General features: G+C 65.0%; 14 protein-coding genes. 10 read left to right on the plus strand and 4 right to left on the minus strand.

Annotated elements, in window-relative coordinates:
* Positions 1-47: 47 nt before the first annotated feature.
* Positions 48-560, minus strand: a complete 513-nt coding sequence (locus KUF59_RS18465) for a flavin reductase family protein (RefSeq protein ID WP_212456628.1) — start codon at positions 558-560, stop codon at positions 48-50.
* A 38-nt stretch (positions 561-598) separates the two neighbouring features.
* Positions 599-1687 (minus strand): LLM class flavin-dependent oxidoreductase, encoded by a 1089-nt coding sequence (locus KUF59_RS18470; RefSeq protein WP_212456627.1) that lies wholly within the window; start codon positions 1685-1687, stop codon positions 599-601.
* Between the two features lie 125 nt (positions 1688-1812).
* Here KUF59_RS18470 and KUF59_RS18475 point away from each other — a divergent pair, with 125 nt between their 5' ends.
* On the plus strand, positions 1813-2727 hold the full coding sequence (locus KUF59_RS18475; protein ID WP_212456626.1) for a LysR family transcriptional regulator: 915 nt from the start codon (positions 1813-1815) through the stop codon (positions 2725-2727).
* Positions 2728-2742: 15 nt separating this feature from the next.
* On the opposite strand, the gene KUF59_RS18480 is transcribed toward KUF59_RS18475, so the two are convergent.
* Complete coding sequence (locus tag KUF59_RS18480; RefSeq protein WP_212456625.1) at positions 2743-3627, minus strand: SMP-30/gluconolactonase/LRE family protein; 885 nt, start codon at positions 3625-3627, stop codon at positions 2743-2745.
* Between the two features lie 129 nt (positions 3628-3756).
* On the opposite strand from KUF59_RS18480, the gene KUF59_RS18485 reads away from it, so the two are divergent.
* The gene (locus KUF59_RS18485; protein ID WP_212456624.1) at positions 3757-4431 is read left to right on the plus strand and encodes a TetR/AcrR family transcriptional regulator; all 675 of its coding nucleotides are present in this window, start codon (positions 3757-3759) and stop codon (positions 4429-4431) included.
* An 11-nt stretch (positions 4432-4442) separates the two neighbouring features.
* Here KUF59_RS18485 and KUF59_RS18490 read toward each other — a convergent pair whose 3' ends face one another.
* Entirely contained in the window at positions 4443-5423 is a 981-nt protein-coding gene (locus KUF59_RS18490) for a tripartite tricarboxylate transporter substrate binding protein (protein WP_212456623.1), read from the minus strand.
* A gap of 204 nt (positions 5424-5627) precedes the next feature.
* Here KUF59_RS18490 and KUF59_RS18495 point away from each other — a divergent pair, with 204 nt between their 5' ends.
* The 8 genes from KUF59_RS18495 (at position 5628) to KUF59_RS18535 (ending at position 15275) form a co-directional block, all read left to right on the plus strand.
* On the plus strand, positions 5628-6398 hold the full coding sequence (locus KUF59_RS18495) for an enoyl-CoA hydratase/isomerase family protein (protein WP_212456622.1): 771 nt from the start codon (positions 5628-5630) through the stop codon (positions 6396-6398).
* 2 nt (positions 6399-6400) lie between these two features.
* Positions 6401-8533: an acetate--CoA ligase family protein gene (locus KUF59_RS18500; protein ID WP_212456621.1), complete on the plus strand. Its 2133-nt coding sequence runs from the start codon at positions 6401-6403 to the stop codon at positions 8531-8533.
* Positions 8534-8589: 56 nt separating this feature from the next.
* Positions 8590-9819 (plus strand): ABC transporter substrate-binding protein, encoded by a 1230-nt coding sequence (locus KUF59_RS18505; RefSeq protein ID WP_249140114.1) that lies wholly within the window; start codon positions 8590-8592, stop codon positions 9817-9819.
* A 75-nt stretch (positions 9820-9894) separates the two neighbouring features.
* Positions 9895-11106: an acyl-CoA dehydrogenase gene (locus tag KUF59_RS18510; RefSeq protein WP_212456620.1), complete on the plus strand. Its 1212-nt coding sequence runs from the start codon at positions 9895-9897 to the stop codon at positions 11104-11106.
* Positions 11106-12143: an acyl-CoA dehydrogenase family protein gene (locus KUF59_RS44070; protein ID WP_212456619.1), complete on the plus strand. Its 1038-nt coding sequence runs from the start codon at positions 11106-11108 to the stop codon at positions 12141-12143. The genes KUF59_RS18510 and KUF59_RS44070 overlap by 1 nt, the downstream gene beginning before the upstream one ends.
* Before the next feature lie 17 nt (positions 12144-12160).
* Positions 12161-12934 carry an SDR family NAD(P)-dependent oxidoreductase gene (locus tag KUF59_RS18525; RefSeq protein WP_212456618.1) on the plus strand — a complete coding sequence of 258 codons (774 nt, stop codon included), beginning with the start codon at positions 12161-12163 and terminating at the stop codon, positions 12932-12934.
* A 20-nt stretch (positions 12935-12954) separates the two neighbouring features.
* A complete protein-coding gene (locus KUF59_RS18530; protein ID WP_212456617.1) occupies positions 12955-14493 on the plus strand; it encodes an SDR family oxidoreductase in 1539 nt (512 codons plus the stop codon).
* Positions 14490-15275, plus strand: a complete 786-nt coding sequence (locus KUF59_RS18535; RefSeq protein ID WP_212456616.1) for a carboxymuconolactone decarboxylase family protein — start codon at positions 14490-14492, stop codon at positions 15273-15275. Before KUF59_RS18530 ends, KUF59_RS18535 begins: the two co-directional genes overlap by 4 nt.
* The last annotated feature ends 5 nt before the right edge of the window (positions 15276-15280 follow it).

The raw sequence follows: 15280 nt of genomic DNA on the forward strand, positions 1-15280 counted from the left end.
AAAGCGGAAAATTCGTGCCGCCACTGGTTGGCCCAGGCGCCGCCAAACTAGGGCTGCGGCAATGTTCGTAGCGTACCCTGGAAATTGACCAGCGGGCCGCCATCGCCGGCGCGCGCTGCCACGATCCGGCCGATGAAAATGCCGTGGGTGCCGACCGCCTGATGCTGGTAAAGTTCGCACTCGACTGCGCCGATCGCGTCCCGCAGCACGGGCACGTCGAGCTGGCCCTGGTCCCATGGCGCCGTCACAAAGCGCTGGGCGCCCTTGACACCATCGCGGCCGGCGAACCGCATCGCAAGATCCTGCTGGCCGCTGCCGAGCAGGCTGACGGCGAAACTGCCATAGGCGAGAATCGCGTCATGGGTCTCGGAGCTCGCATTGATTCCGACCAGCAGACAGGGCGGCTCCATGCAGAGCGAGGTCACGGAGCTGACCGTCAGCCCGCGCCGGCCGGTATCCACGCCGGTCGCAACTATAGCGACGCCTCCGGCCAGATTGCCCATGGCGCGGCGAAACTCCGCCGCGTCGACCGATCGGCGATCGGCCGCCTGAGGAAACATTTGGCAAGCCACGGCCAACACCTCCGGATTTGCTGACGTCAGGCAGACACGGCTTCGCCCGCGACCTTGCCTTCGTTGCGGCCGCTGCGCAGTTCCTTCCGGATCGCCGGGATGATCTTGCTGCCCCACAGCTCGATCTGCTTGAGCATCGTGCGTTGATCGAAGTCGCCGAGCTGGGTCTGGACTGCGATATGAGACGGCTTGAGGATACTGATCTCCTCGAGCATGCGATCGATCACCTGATTGACGCTGCCGACCGGCAGGTTCTTGCGCATGGTCTCCAGGCTCATGTCGTTGGGCCCGGCCTCTTCTTTGATGAGGTAGCCGTCGTCGCTCTGGGCGCGGCGGAACTTCAGGCTTTCGGAGAGTCGACGCTGGAAGCGGGCATTGTCGAGATAGGAAGTGACCTCGCTCTCATTGTCGCTGGCATAGGCGCAGCGCAGGAAGCCGAAGCGGGTGTTGTCGATCGCACGGCCTTCCTTAGCGGCGATGCCTTCGAGCCGCTCGCGAAGCGCCTTGATGGCGTCGGTGCCGTTGAGGAGCGCGGTCACGAACAAATTGTGGTTGTCGCGGATCGCCCGACCAAGCGTCTCGGGATGCCCCGACGTCACCCAGATCGGCGGCATCGGCTTCTGCGTGGTGCGTACCGCAATCGCGGTCGGCGGGATGTTCAGATGCTTGCCGGCGTAAGAGAAGATCCGCTCCTGCATGCCCGCGTGCAGCACCTCGTAGAACTCCGCGAACAACGAATGCGAATCCTTCAGATCGACGCCGAAGCGGTCGAATTCGAATTGCTGGTAGCCCGAGCCGATGCCGAGATCGAGGCGGCCGTTCGAGACCGTATCGGCAAAGCCGATCTCGCCGAGCAGGCGCGCGGGATGATAGAGCGGCAGCACGCAAACCGCGGTGCCGAGCCGGATACGCTTGGTGAGGCCGGCGCAATGCGCCACCATCATCAGCGGTGACGGGCACAGGCTGTAATTGTTGAAATGGTGCTCGGCGTACCAGGCCGTATCGAAACCGGCGGCTTCCGCGGCAACGGTCTGCTCGACCGCGTTCTTGATCACCTGCTGCGAGGTCTGATGATAGCCGCGCTGCTGCGCCAGAATGAAAACGCCGAATTCCATGGGATGTAGTCCTCCGCCACGTCTGGCCGCGTTTGCGGCCGTGTTGAAGCAGAAGCTACGGTCTTGAGGTTTTTCGAACAATTAGCATAATCTGAGCATGTCTTTTGCAGAATCTGAAAAGATCAATGAATCGCCTCCAGGCCATGGAATTGTTCGTCAGCACCGTCCGCGAGGGCAGTTTCTCCGCCGCCGGCAGGCGCGCCGGACTGTCGCCCGCATCGGTGTCGCGTTACGTCGGCGAACTCGAGACGCAGCTTGGCGTGCAGCTGTTCAACCGCAGCACCCGCCATCTCGGCTTGACCGAGGCCGGCAAGATCTTCTTCCAGCGCACCGAGCAAGTGCTGCACGGCATCGAGGACGCCGAGGCCGCCGCGCTCGCGCTGCAGAGCGCACCCCGTGGAACGCTGCGGGTCCATTCGCGGACGCTGTTCGGCATCAAGGTGCTGTCGCCGCTAATGCCGCGATTTCAGGAACTCTACCCCGAGCTCAAGGTCGAGCTGCGCCTGTCGGAGCGGCGCGCGCTGCTGCGCGAGGATGAGTTCGACGTCGATTTCCAGATTGCGGCGCCGAAGGATCCGGGCCTGATGCAGCGGCGCCTGCTGAGGAGCGAGCGCATTCTCGTGGCTTCGCCGGATTACGTCGCGCGGATGCCAAGGTTGCGAGAGCCGGACGATCTGACCGGCCATAACTGCCTGACCTACTGGATGGGTCCCGACGACGTCGTCTGGAAGTTCATGCGCAAGAACAAGCTGCGTGAGATCGTGGTGCCGTCGTCGTTCAGCAGCAACAACGGCATCATCTTGTGCGACCTGGCGGCCAAGGGCCACGGAATCGCGCTGCTCGACGATTACACCGTGGCGGACGAGATCGGCAGCGGCCGGCTGGTTCGGCTGATGCCGGGATTCCGCGTCACCAATTCGAGCTTCGATGAGGGAATCTACGCGACCTTCCTGCAGCGTAGCTACCTGCCGGAAAAGATCAGGGTATTCGTCGCCTACATGGCGGAGAACGTGCCACGTCAGATCAAGAGGTCGAAATAGCCTGCAGCAAGGCCGTCAGCCTGTCGTGCAAAGCTGGGCCGACAATCCGGTAACGCCGAGACCCTCGATCGCGAACAGCGCGCCGGCCTCCGGGCTGTCGTCGGCAAGGTGTGTGCTGCGCGAGATCGAGGTCACGTAGAGCACATCAAGATTCGGGCCACCGAAACATGCGCTGGTCGGATGGCGCACCGGCAGCTCGATCTTGCGCGCAAGCCTGCCGTCCGGTGTGAACTGCGCGATCGCGCCGACGCGGACCAGAACGGACCACAGACAACCATCCGCATCGACCGTGGCGCCGTCGGGGCCGGAGCCGAACGGCGTCGTGTCGACGAAGACGCGCTTGTTTGTCAGCGGACCTTCCTGGCCGTAGTCATAGGCCCAAATGATGCTTCTCGCGCTGTCGGCGAGATAGAACGTCCGCCCGTCGGGACTGAAGCACGGGCCGTTGCTGACACCAAGATCGGTCTCGAGCAGTTCGACGGCATCGGGGCCGTTCAGGCGATAGAGGCCGCCGAGCGGCGGCTCGTCCTTGCCGCGGCCACCGTGCATGGTGCCGGCGACGAACCGTCCGTAAGGATCGACCTTGCCGTCGTTGAGACGGACCATGGGATGATCGAGGCCGATCGAGGAGCCCGGCGTCAGTTGCCTTGTGTCGAAATCGTAAGTCCCAAAGCCATGGCGCAGCGCGGCGATCGCGCCGGCGCCTTTCCGCAGCGCCATGGAGCCGATCGGGGCGGCGACCTCGAACGCTTCGAGGGCCGAGCTCGCGGGCGACCATCTGCGAATCAATCCCGCCAGGGAATCGATCCAGTAGAGCAACTGTGCGCGATGGTCCCACACCGGGCTTTCGCCGAGCTGGTCCTTTGTTGCGCCGACGCGCGTGATGTGAGGGGCGCTCATTTGGCGCCCCGCGCCGAGGGCCGGATCGGGCCGGCTTGACCGATCGGTCGATGAAAAACTACCTTCATTTTGAGATCATGATCCATGTTGGTTGATCGAGCGGTTTCCCCGGAGCAGATTGCGGGTTCGATGGTTGAATTATCGACGACAAAGGACGGCGTGGCCAACCAGGCGGAGGCGTCCGACCGCGTCCTGCAGATCCTGACGGAAGCCGGGCGGCTGTTCGCCACCAAGGGCTACGATGGAACATCCATGCGCGACATCGCCGTCGCTTGCGGGATCTCGAAATCGCTGCTGTACCATCATTTCTCCAACAAGGACGAGATCTACGCACGGGTCGCGGTCGGCTCCACGCTGGAACTCTATTTGTTCGTGCGTGATCGGATTCCCGACGGACCGCCGTCGCAGAAGATTCGTGCCTTCATGGTGGCCACCGCCGAATATTTCCGGCGCTATCGCTGGGCGTGGATCGCATCCACCACCGCGTTTTGGAATGATCCCGATCGGCACCGGCAGAAGGAACGGATGACGCGCCGCGATCGGTTCGAGAATTTTCTGCGCGGGCTGATTCAGGAAGCGGTCGATGCCGGCGAAATCCGGAAAGTGGATGTTCCCATGACCGGGCGTTTGATCCTGTCGTCGCTGAACTGGATGCATCGCTGGTACAATCCCAACAAGTCGGCAACGCCCGAGCAGATCGCCGACATCTTCTTCGACATGGTGTTCAACGGGCTTCGAAACGACGGTCCTGCGAACCCGCCGACCGCCGAGCCGTCGAAGTCGTCCCGGCGAAAGGCACGTTAGGCACTTCGGTCTCAGTCGAGCGCGATGTTTTGCGCCGTGATCACCGGTCCCCACAGGGCTGCGTCCTTGCTCAGCTGCGAGTCGAGCAGTTGCGGCGGCCCGAGGTCCGCCTGCAAGCAGTCGATCTCGAGCTGTTTGGCGATCTCGGGCTTTTTCATCGCGGCGTTGGCGGCGGCATTCAACCGATCAATTACCTCGCGCGGCGTGCCGGCGGGTGCGTGCAGCGCGGTCCAGAACGATGCCGACAACTCTGGATAGCCTGATTCGGCCAACGTGGGGACATCGGGCAGGTTCGGCAGGCGCTTGTCGGAGGAAACGGCAAGAAGGCGCAATTGACCGGCCTTGACGTGCTCGACGACGGCGGCAGGCGTTGCGAAGTTGAGGTCGCACTCGCCCGACAGCAGTTCCATGATCGACGCCGGATTGTTGCGATAAGCGACGTCAGTCACCGCAAAGCCCATTGATTTACCCATCATGATTCCGAACAGATGGGTCACGCTGCCGGGGCCGAGGGTGGCGTAGAACAGCGGCTTGTCGCGACCCTTGGCGTAGGCGACGAAGCTCTTCATGTCGGCCGCCGGCATCTTCGCGTTCACGGTCAGCGACAGCGGGCCGTTGCAGAGCATGGCCACGGAGGCGAAGTCCGTCAGCTTGTAGGGCAGATTCTTGCGCAGCAGCACGTTGAGCGAGATCGGGCCGGTGCCGCCGGCGAGCAGCACCGAACCGTCCTTGGTCGCGCGCGCCACATATTGCGATCCAACGATGCCGTTCGCGCCCGGCTTGTTATCGACCAGGACGGGCTGGTCGAGCACTTCCGACATCCCCTTGGCGATCGAGCGCATCAGACTGTCGATCGAGCCGCCGCTCGCATAGGGCACGATGATGAAGACGGTCTGCGAGGAGCGCGCGCTCACGATCGCAGGTGCAGCAAACGGCGCGACGACGGCGCCGGCCATGAGCGCCGTCATTTGACGTCGGCTGATCCTGGTCATGGCAGCTCCTCCCGGAATTTGTTTGTCGAGTTGGACGAAATCTATGTCCCGACCGATCGGTCAGTCAACCGGTCAAACGTCGCAGGTATTGCAAGACGGAGGGCTTGGTGCTATCAGCGCGTCGACTGACCGATCGGTCAGGTGGCATTGATGCCGCCGTCCGCGGTCGAGGAATCAAGATCAAGCAAGAGCCAGGAGGAAGCCATGTCCGATGACATCGTGACGCTCGAAGTATCCGACCACATCGCAATCGTGACGCTGAATCGTCCTCCCGTGAATGCGCTCAATCGCGCGATGCGCGATCGTATCGTCGCCGTCTTCGACGAGATCTCCGAGCGCAGCGATGTTCGCGTGGCGATCCTGACCGGTAACGGCAAGGTGTTCTGCAGCGGCGCTGACCTGAAGGACCGTCCGGACCCGTCGAAGGTCGGCGCGTTCCACGACCACAACCGGATCACCCGCGAGACCGGCAACTGCATCCGCGAATGCGCCAAGCCGGTGATCGCGGCGATCAACGGCGTCGCGCTCGGCGCGGGCCTCGGCCTGATGGCGTCCTGCGACATCTTCTACGCGTCCGAAGAAGCTGTGTTCGGTATGCCCGAGATCAATGTCGGGCTCGCCGGCGGTGCGGCGATGCTCAACACGCTGTTCGGCCGCTCAATGGTGCGCCGCATGTTCTTCACTGGCTATCGCGTGCCGGCCGCCGAGCTCTATCGCCTCGGCATCATCGAGGCCTGCACTACCCGTGAAAACCTGATGCCCGAAGCGATGAAGATCGCGCGCGAGATCGCCGCCAAGAGCCCGATCGCGATGGAGTATGCCAAGAATGCGGCCAACATGGTCGAGCTGATGCCGCCGCGCGATGCCTATCGCTTCGAGCAGAACATCACCATGGCGCTGTCGAAGACCGAGGATGCCAAGGAGGCGCGCATGGCGTTCCTGGAGAAGCGGGCGCCGGTGTTCAAGGGGCGCTGACGATGCGGCCGGGAGAGGGGCTCGACGCGCTGATGGCGCCGCGCTCGATCGCCATCATCGGTGCATCGCAGGATGCGACCAAGATCGGCGGCCGGCCGGTCGATCTGCTGCGCCGCTACGGCTATGCGGGCAAGATCTATCCCGTGAACCCCAAATCCGACGTGGTTCAGGGACTTCAGGCCTACGCGTCGGTGGGGGCGCTGCCTGAAGCGCCCGATCTCGCGATCATCGCTGTCGATGCCGAACGGGCGCCCGAGGCGATCGAGCAGTGTGCCGATCGCGGCGTGCGCAGCGTCGTCGTGTTCTCCTCCGGCTTTGCCGAGCTCGGCGAGCAGGGCCGCGCGATGCAGGATCGGCTGCAAACGGCCGCGCGTCGTACCGGCATGCGGCTGCTCGGGCCGAATTGCCTCGGTGCGGTCAGCATTCCCGAACGGGCCATTGCCACCTTCTCGATCGTGCTCGAGCACAGCATGCCGGCCGCGGGCTCTCTCGGTATCGTGTCGCAAAGCGGCAATCTCGGCAGCTACACCATGCGCATGGCGAGCGATCGCGGCGCCGGCATCAGCCGTTTCATGACAACCGGCAACGAGTGCGACATCGACATTGCCGACGGCATTGCGTGGCTCGCCCGCGATCCCGCGACCAAAGTCATCCTGTGCTGCTTTGAGGCCTGCCGTGATGCCGGCCGGCTCATCGCCGCGCTGACCGAGGCGCGCGATGCCGGAAAGCCGGTTGTCGCACTGAAGGTCGGCACATCGGAGGCAGGGCAGGCCGCGGCGGCGTCCCATACCGGGGCCATGGCGGGATCGGATGCGGTCTTTGATGCGTTGCTGGCGCGGTACGGCGCGGTACGGGTGCGCAGCATCGAGGAGCTGATCGATCTCGGTCATGCCGCCTCCATCCTGTTGCCGGACCGGTTGCCGAAGGGGCCACGCCTTGCGGTCGTGACGGCATCGGGTGGATTCGGCGTGTTGCTCGCCGATGCCGCACAGGCCGTCGGTCTGTCGCTGCCGGAACTGAGCGAAGCGACGCAGCGGGCGATCCTCGAGCTGGTGCCGTTTGCGTCCGCGCGCAATCCGGTCGACGCCACCGCGCAGATGTCCAGCCGGCCTGACATGCTGCAGAAGATCCTGTCGGCGGTCGTGGCCGACGACCGCACCGATGCGATCGTGCTGCCGCTGCCGTTCTCGCTGCACATGCCGCGACTCCGCTCTGTCTATATGGAGACGTTGCGGTACATCCGTGCGCAGTATCCCGATCGTCCCGTCATTCTGTGCGTGGAAGGCCCGCCGGATGCGCTCGCCGAATTGCACGCGATGGGCTATCCCACGATCGCGAGCTTTGATGGTTGCTGCGCCATTGTCGCAGCGCTGGCGCGCTTGCAGGCGTTGGCGACGGCGCCAAGGGATGCAGGCCAACCTGCCATCGCGAAGGCCGCGCCGCTGGTGGCTGACGCTTTCCGGCATGAGCTCGGTGCCAAGGCCGTGCTTGCCGAGGCCGGCATTCCCGTGCTGGCCGAGCAACTGGTGCTGGATGCCGACGCCGCGGCGCGTGCCGCGCGCGAGATCGGCTTTCCGGTGGTGTTGAAGATCGCATCGCCCGATCTGCCGCACAAGACGGAGGTCGGCGGCGTCGCCGTCGGCCTTCGCTCCGAGGAAGAGGTGCGACAGGCCCATGCACGGATGCTGGCGCGTGTCGCAGACAAGGCGCCGCGCGCGGCGATCGACGGCGTGATCGTCGCTCCGATGGCGCAAGGCATGTCCGAACTCATCCTCGGCGGCCGGATCGATCCGGTGTTCGGGCCGGTCGTAATGGTCGGTCTCGGCGGCATCTTTGCGGAGATCGTCCAGGACACCGCGGTGCAGATGGCACCCGTGAGCGAGACGCAGGCGATGGCAATGCTGAGATCGCTCAAGGCATTCGCGGTCCTCGACGGAGCCCGGGGGCGGCGTCGCACCGATCTCGAGGCCGCGGCGAAGGCGATTGCCGCGCTGTCGCGCTTCGCCGTCGCGCACGTGGATGAGGTGTCGGAAATCGACATCAACCCGCTGTTGCTCAAGGCGGAAGGTGAGGGCGCGGTCGCACTCGATGCGCTGCTGATTCCGCACGACAGCAAGGCAACTCGACACCACTGAGGACATCGATCAACAAGAACCGCGAAGTCGGCTCAAATGATTGCAGGGAGGATCTTATGATGAAACTCAATACCCGTCTTCTCAACATCGCCGTCATGCTAGGAGCCGTGCTGCTCCTGGCAACGCCGCTGCGCGCGCAAGGCGTGTCCGGCGACGTGATCAAGATCGGCATCATGAACGACCAGAACGGTCCTTATGCCGACAATTGCGGCCCCGGCGCGGTGGCCTCGGCGAAACTCGCGATCGCTGACTTCGGCGGTGCCGTCAACGGCAAGAAGATCGAGCTTGTCGTTGCCGACGACCAGAACAAGCCCGATGTCGGTGTCGCGGTCGCGCTGCGCTGGGTGGACAATGAGGGTGTCGACGCCATCGTCGGCTGTTCGGCCTCGTCGATCGCACTTGCCGTGCAAGACATCATGAAGGCGCGGAAGAAGCCCTATATGCTGGCGGGGACGGCGGGTTCGTTCTTCACCAACGACAAATGCTCGCCGATGACCACGCAATGGATGGTCGACACCTATGCGCAGCCGAAGGCCACGGTGAAGGCGATGCTGGCCGAGGGCGTGGACACCTGGTTCTTCCTCACTGTCGACTACGCCTTCGGCAAGGTCTGGCAGGCCGACACCACCAACTTCATCAACGCGGGCGGCGGCAAAGTTCTGGGCTCGGTGCTACATCCGCTCAATTCGTCGGACTTTTCCTCGTTCCTGCTGACGGCGCAGGCGAGCGGCGCGAAGGCGATCGCGCTCGCCAATTCCGGTGCCGACTTCGGCAATGCCATCAAGCAAGCCCAGGAATTCGGCCTGTCGCAGAAGCAAAAGCTGGTGCCGCTTGGTTTGATGATCAACCAGACGCACGGAATCGGGCTTCGCGATCTGCAGAACGTGCGCCTGACCACACCGTTCTACTGGGACCTGACGCCCGAGACGCGCGCCTTCGCCAAGCGATTCTCCGAAGCGTCCAACGGCCAGATCCTGAACGAGGCCAAGTCTGCCACCCACAGCGCGCTCACGCATTACCTCAAGGCCGTGGCGGCCGTCGGCACCGACGATGGTGAGGCCGTGGTGCGGCAAATGAAGAAGACGCCGATCAACGATTTCGAGATGAAGGATGTCAGCATCCGCGCCGATGGACAGGTGATGCGTCCACTTTACGTGGCTCGTATCAAGACACCGGCAGAGTCCAAATATCCCTTTGACTATTACGAGATCACGGGAACCATCGCCGCCGAGGACGCATGGCGACCGGCCTCGGAGAGTGCGTGCGACCTGCTCAAGTCGCAGTGATCGGAGGGAGCGGGGCGACGCCGGTCGACACACGGCCGGCGCCGGCCCGAGTTTCAGCTAACTTGGAAAATCGACATGACGGTCATTGAAACGGAGTCGCCCGAAGCAGCCACGGCCGGCGAGTTGTCGGGCGAGCCCTATCGGGTGGCGATGCGTCGTTGGCTGCGTGCCAATCTGCCTGCGAGCTTCCGCAGCGACAGCCCGGCTTTCTCATCGCCGGGCCTGACGCAATCGAAGGAATGGGAAGCGGCGATGTATCGCGCCGGCCTTGCCGGCATCACCTGGCCGAAGGCCTATGGCGGCCATGGCCGGACCTTGCGCGAGCACCTGATCGCGAACCAGGAGATCGGTGCGCTCGCGATGCCCGAGAGCGTCAATTCGATCGGCAAGGAGCTGGCAGGTCCGATCATTCTCGCTGTCGGCACCGAGGAGCAGAAGCACCGCTTCCTGCCGGCGATCCTCGAGATGCGCGATATCTGGTGCCAGGGCTTTTCCGAGCCCGAAGCCGGCTCGGATCTGGCTGGCCTGCGGACCCGCGCCGCGCGGGATGGCGACATTTGGCGGATCAACGGCCAGAAGATCTGGACCAGCGGGGCCTATCGTGCGCAGCGCTGCCTGGTGCTGGCGCGAACCGGTCCGCTGGAGGACCGGCATCGCGGCCTGGCGATGTTTGCCGTGCGGCTCGATGCCAAGGGCGTGCGGGTGCGGCCGATCAAATCGATCGATGGGCGCGAGAGCTTTTGCGAGGTCTTCTTCGACGACGTCGAGGTCCTGCAATCCGATGCGCTTGGCGCGCCCGATGAAGGCTGGAACGCCGCGATCCGCGTGCTCGAGATCGAGCGGGCGACCAACCGGATGTATCGGGCCTGGCGCTTCGAGAACGAGCTGCGTCATCTGATCTCGGCCTGCAAGAGCGATCCCGCGCTGGCGCAACTGGTCGCGAACCGTCATTACGAGGCCAGGATCGGCGAGGTCGTCGTCGATATCGAGGTGCTGAAGGCGCATGTCGAGACCGCGGTGGACGCGCTCGTCAATGGCGACAGGATCGGCGCGCGCGGCAGCCTTGCCAAGTTGCATTGGAGCGAGGCGCACCAGCGTTTCGCAGCGCTCACGCTCGAACTGCTGGCGCAGGCCTCGCTGCCGCAGCTTCCGGCTGTGCAGGTGGCACGCCGCCGCTTCGAGGCGATCTACCTGCAGGCGCGCGCCGAGACCATCTACGCCGGTACCACTGAAATTCAGCTCGGCATCATCGCCGACAGGATCCTGCAGCTTTCGAAAGGCAAGTGATGACGACATTGACCGGCGAAGGATTGCAGCCGAGCGAGTTCGCGGTCACCGCGGCGCGGGCGGTGGCGGATTGCGCGGCGCTCGGTCCGCGGGAGCAGGCGAAGCACCTCGCCAATGACGGATTGCTCGGCGTGATCGCCTCGCAGGACGTCGGCGGGCTGGACTTGCCGTTGGCCTTTGCGGTTCCGGTGGTCGCCGCCGCGGGTTCGGGCCTACTCGGCTTTCCCCTGATGGAGTCGCTGCTGCTGTCGCGCGCGCTGCAGGACACGTTGCCGCGCGCGGCGGAGGCGGTCGTGTCCGGCGAGATGCTGGCAACCGTCGCCTGGCAGGGCAGCGTCAGTGCCGAGCGTGAAGGTGAATCGGTGGTGCTCAATGGCTGGGTTGCGCGCGCGGCCTGCGCTCGCGACGCCGACTGCGTGCTGGTTCGGATCGGCTCGGGGGCGGCGGCGCTGGTTCCCACCGACAGTGAGGGGGTCGTTGTCGAGGACGCGGCAGGGCTGGATTTGACTGTCCCGGAGCACACCGTCCGCTTGCAGGGCGTCACCATACCCGCGGTCAGCGTGTTGCCTGACAGCACCTGGACTCTCCTGGGTTCGGACGCCAATGTGTTGCGTGCCGCGGCCATCCTCGGCTCCGCCGAGACCTGCCTCGCAATGGCGCAGGAGCACGCCTCGACGCGCCGGCAGTTCGGTCGCGCGCTGTCCTATAACCAGGCGCTGCGGCATTCGCTGGCGCGACAGAAGCTCGCCCTCGAAGGCATCAGGCATGCGATCACGCGCAGCGTCGGCGAGACGGCCGGCTCGATCGAGCGCGACGCGGTGTTTCTTGCCGCAGCCGCCTATGGCTGCGCGATCAGCGAAGGCGCGTTGCAGGTTCACGGCGGCATGGGATTCACCTGGGATGTGCCGGTGCACCGGCATTTGCGTCGCGTCCGCGCCTTGCAGGCGCAAGGCGACGCCAGCGGAAGCCTGGCCGCGCTCGGCCGCCGCACCATCGCCGCGATAGCTCCGGCGTCCGATGTCGCCGTGTCAGGATAGAGAGGAGGAAAACCGCAATGACTGATGCCAAGGACAAGCCGCTCGCAGGCCGTGTTGCGCTGGTGACCGGCGCCGGGAATGGAATCGGACGCGCGACCGCACTGCTGCTCGCTTCGCGCGGCGCCATCGTCGGTGTCAACGATCTCAAGCCCGAGTTCGTCGCCGGAACCGTCGATGCGATCAAGGCGGCCGGCGGCGAGGCCGTCGCGATCACGCAGGATGTCGCCAGCCGCGACGGCATGCGGTCGGCGGTGCTCGGTTTCGCGGAGCGGCAGGGCCGGCTCGATATCCTCGTCAACAACGCGGCCTGGGTCCGCTACCAGTCGGTGCCCGACATCGCGCCCGAAACCGTGGACCGCATGCTCAATATCGGATTCAAGGCGATCATATGGGGCATCCAGGCGGCGGCCGAGGCGATGGATGCCGAGCGCGGCGGCGCGATCGTCAATGTCGCGTCGGTGGCCGGTTTGATCTCGGCGAAGAACAGCATCGTCTATAGCGGCATCAAGGCCGGTGTGATGGGCATTACGCGCGCCGCGGCAGCCGAACTCGGCGAGCGCAAGATTCGCGTGAACGCGGTGGCGCCATCGGCCATTCCGACCGAAGGGACGATGCGCAACCGCAATGCCGAACTCGACGCACGCCGGATCGAGCGCACGCCGCTCGGGCGGCTCGGCACGGTAGACGATATCGCGAAGGCGATTGCGTTCCTCGCCGGCGACGACAGCGGTTTTATATCGGCGCAGGTGCTGACGGTCGACGGCGGGATCGCTCTCACCAACATCGCCTAAGTGCCTCGCGAGGACGGATTGTGACGCGCGCGGAACGGGAAGCTGAACTGAACGGACGTGTCGTCCTCATCACCGGGGCGGCTGCCGGGATCGGTTGGGCGGCCGCCCGGCGCTTTGCGGCTCAGGGCGCCCGGGTGCTGATCGCCGATATCGATGCCGACAAGGCGGCAGGCCGGGCCAGTGCGCTTGGTGCAGCGCATGCTTCCTTCGCTGTCGACATGGCGCAGCCGGAGCAGGTGGCCGAGATGGTGCGGACCTGCGTCAGCCGTCTCGGTGGTCTCGACGTGCTCGTCAACAATGCCGGCCGGACCGACACGGATGGGCTCGGTGTGGTGGATCAGCCCGTGTCCACCTTCGAAAACCTCGTGGCGGTCAATTTGCGCGGCAGCCTCGTCGCCGCTGAGCAGGCGGCCGCGGTGATGCGGCGCTCTCGTGGAGGTGCCATCGTCAACATCGCGTCCGGGGCGGCCTTGCGGCCGGTGCCGTTTCGAAATGGCTACAGCGCCTCCAAGGCGGGCGTGCTAGCGATGACGCGGCATCATGCCTGCGCCTGGGCGCGCGATGGAATCAGGGTCAACGCAGTCGCGCCCGGCTATACGCGCACCGAGCTCGTCGAAGCCTTGATCGCGCGCGGCCGCATCGATCCGGTTGCCGTGGCCCGACGCATCCCACTCGGTCGCATGGCGGCACCCGAGGAAATCGCCGCCGCCATCACATTTCTGGCGTCGCCTCGGGTATCGTCCATCACCGGCTCCACGTTTTTGGTCGATGGTGGATCGCTACTCGGCGGCCCTGGGCCCGCGGGAGAGACCAACAGCCGCGCGGCGCCACCCGGGCGGCAGACCTACGTTGTGATCGGCGCGTTAAATTCGCTCGGTTGGGCGATGACCCGGACATTCGTCGCGGACGATGTCACGGTCGTCGCGCTCGATGCCGACGGCAGGCAATTGGCGGCGCTTGCCGCCGAGGTGAGCGGATGCCACGCGCTTCCGGTCGATATTTCGGACGAGCCCGCCATGGCAGAGGCGATCGCCGGCATCTCGCGCCGCTTCGGTCGGATCGATGGTGTTGTGAATGCGATAGGTGCAGACGCCGTGATCACGGGCAATCCCGCCGATCTCGGCGGAGACGCACTGGCGGTCCATCTGACGGGAGCGCTCTGCGTCGCGAAAGCGGTCGGGCCCATCCTGCAGCAACAGGGCTTTGGCACGCTGCTCAATTTGACATCGATCGGCGGGGACGTCGCCTTTGGCGACCACGTCGAGGCCGCAGCCAGCGCGGGGGCGGTCGCGATGCTCACGCGCACATTGGCATGCGAATGGAGCGGGCACGGCATTCGCGTCAATGCGATCGCCGCGGGACCGATCGAGGGAGCGGCCTCGAGCGCGGTTCGCCGATTGCCGGTGGGGCGCGCAATATCGGCGCAGGATATTGCCGAAACCGCGGCATTCCTGCTCAGCCCCGATGCCGGCTATGTCACCGGCAGCGTGATCGCAGTCGATGGTGGGCTCAGCGTCTATGCAGGTCCCGATCGTGCCGTTGCAGGATACCCGGCATGACTCTCACTCCCGAAGAGCAAACTCTCAAGGAAGCCTTCATTCGCGCTCGCGGCTACTGGCGTCCATGGACGGAGGGATTGCTGCGGATCGATCCGGCGTTTCTTGCCACCTACGCCCGCTATGGCGGCTATCCCGCCGAAACGGGCCCGCTGTCGCGCAAGATGTGCGAGTTGATCTATGTCGCGCTCGACGGATCGGCGACGCATCTGTTCCGCTCGGGACTCGCGCTGCACATGCAGCTGGCGCTCGAGCAGGGGGCAACCGCGCAGGAGATCGTCGACGTGCTGCGGCTCGCCACCGCGCAAGGGCTCGACGGCTGCAATCTCGGCGTCGGCATTCTCGCTGAGGAGCTTGCGCTGGCCGGAGTGGACTTGGAGCCGCCGGCGCTGTCACGCGAACAAACTGCACTTCGTGACGCCTATATCGCGCGCTTCGGAGATTGGCCGGACTTCTGCGATCTCTGGCTGCGCGCCGATCCCGGTTATTTCGCCGTGATGCTCGATCTGCTGACGGTGGGCGACAAGTCCGGCGGTCTCGATCAGCGGTCGCGCTGCCTGATCTCGCTGGCCCTGAACGGATGTTTCACCGCGCTCAATCCGCACGGCCTGCGCCTGCAGATCAGGCGGGCTTTGCGGCTTGGGATTGACAAGCGCGAAATCCTTCAGGTGCTGCAGATGACGGCGCATCTGGGCGTGCATGCCTGCGCGATCGGCGTGCCGCTTCTGATGGAAGCGATCGATCCGGCGGCAGACAAGTCGCCTGCAGCCGGCGCGTCGGGGTAGCGGGA

The organism is Bradyrhizobium arachidis (assembly GCF_024758505.1).
GTDB lineage: Bacteria > Pseudomonadota > Alphaproteobacteria > Rhizobiales > Xanthobacteraceae > Bradyrhizobium > Bradyrhizobium manausense_C.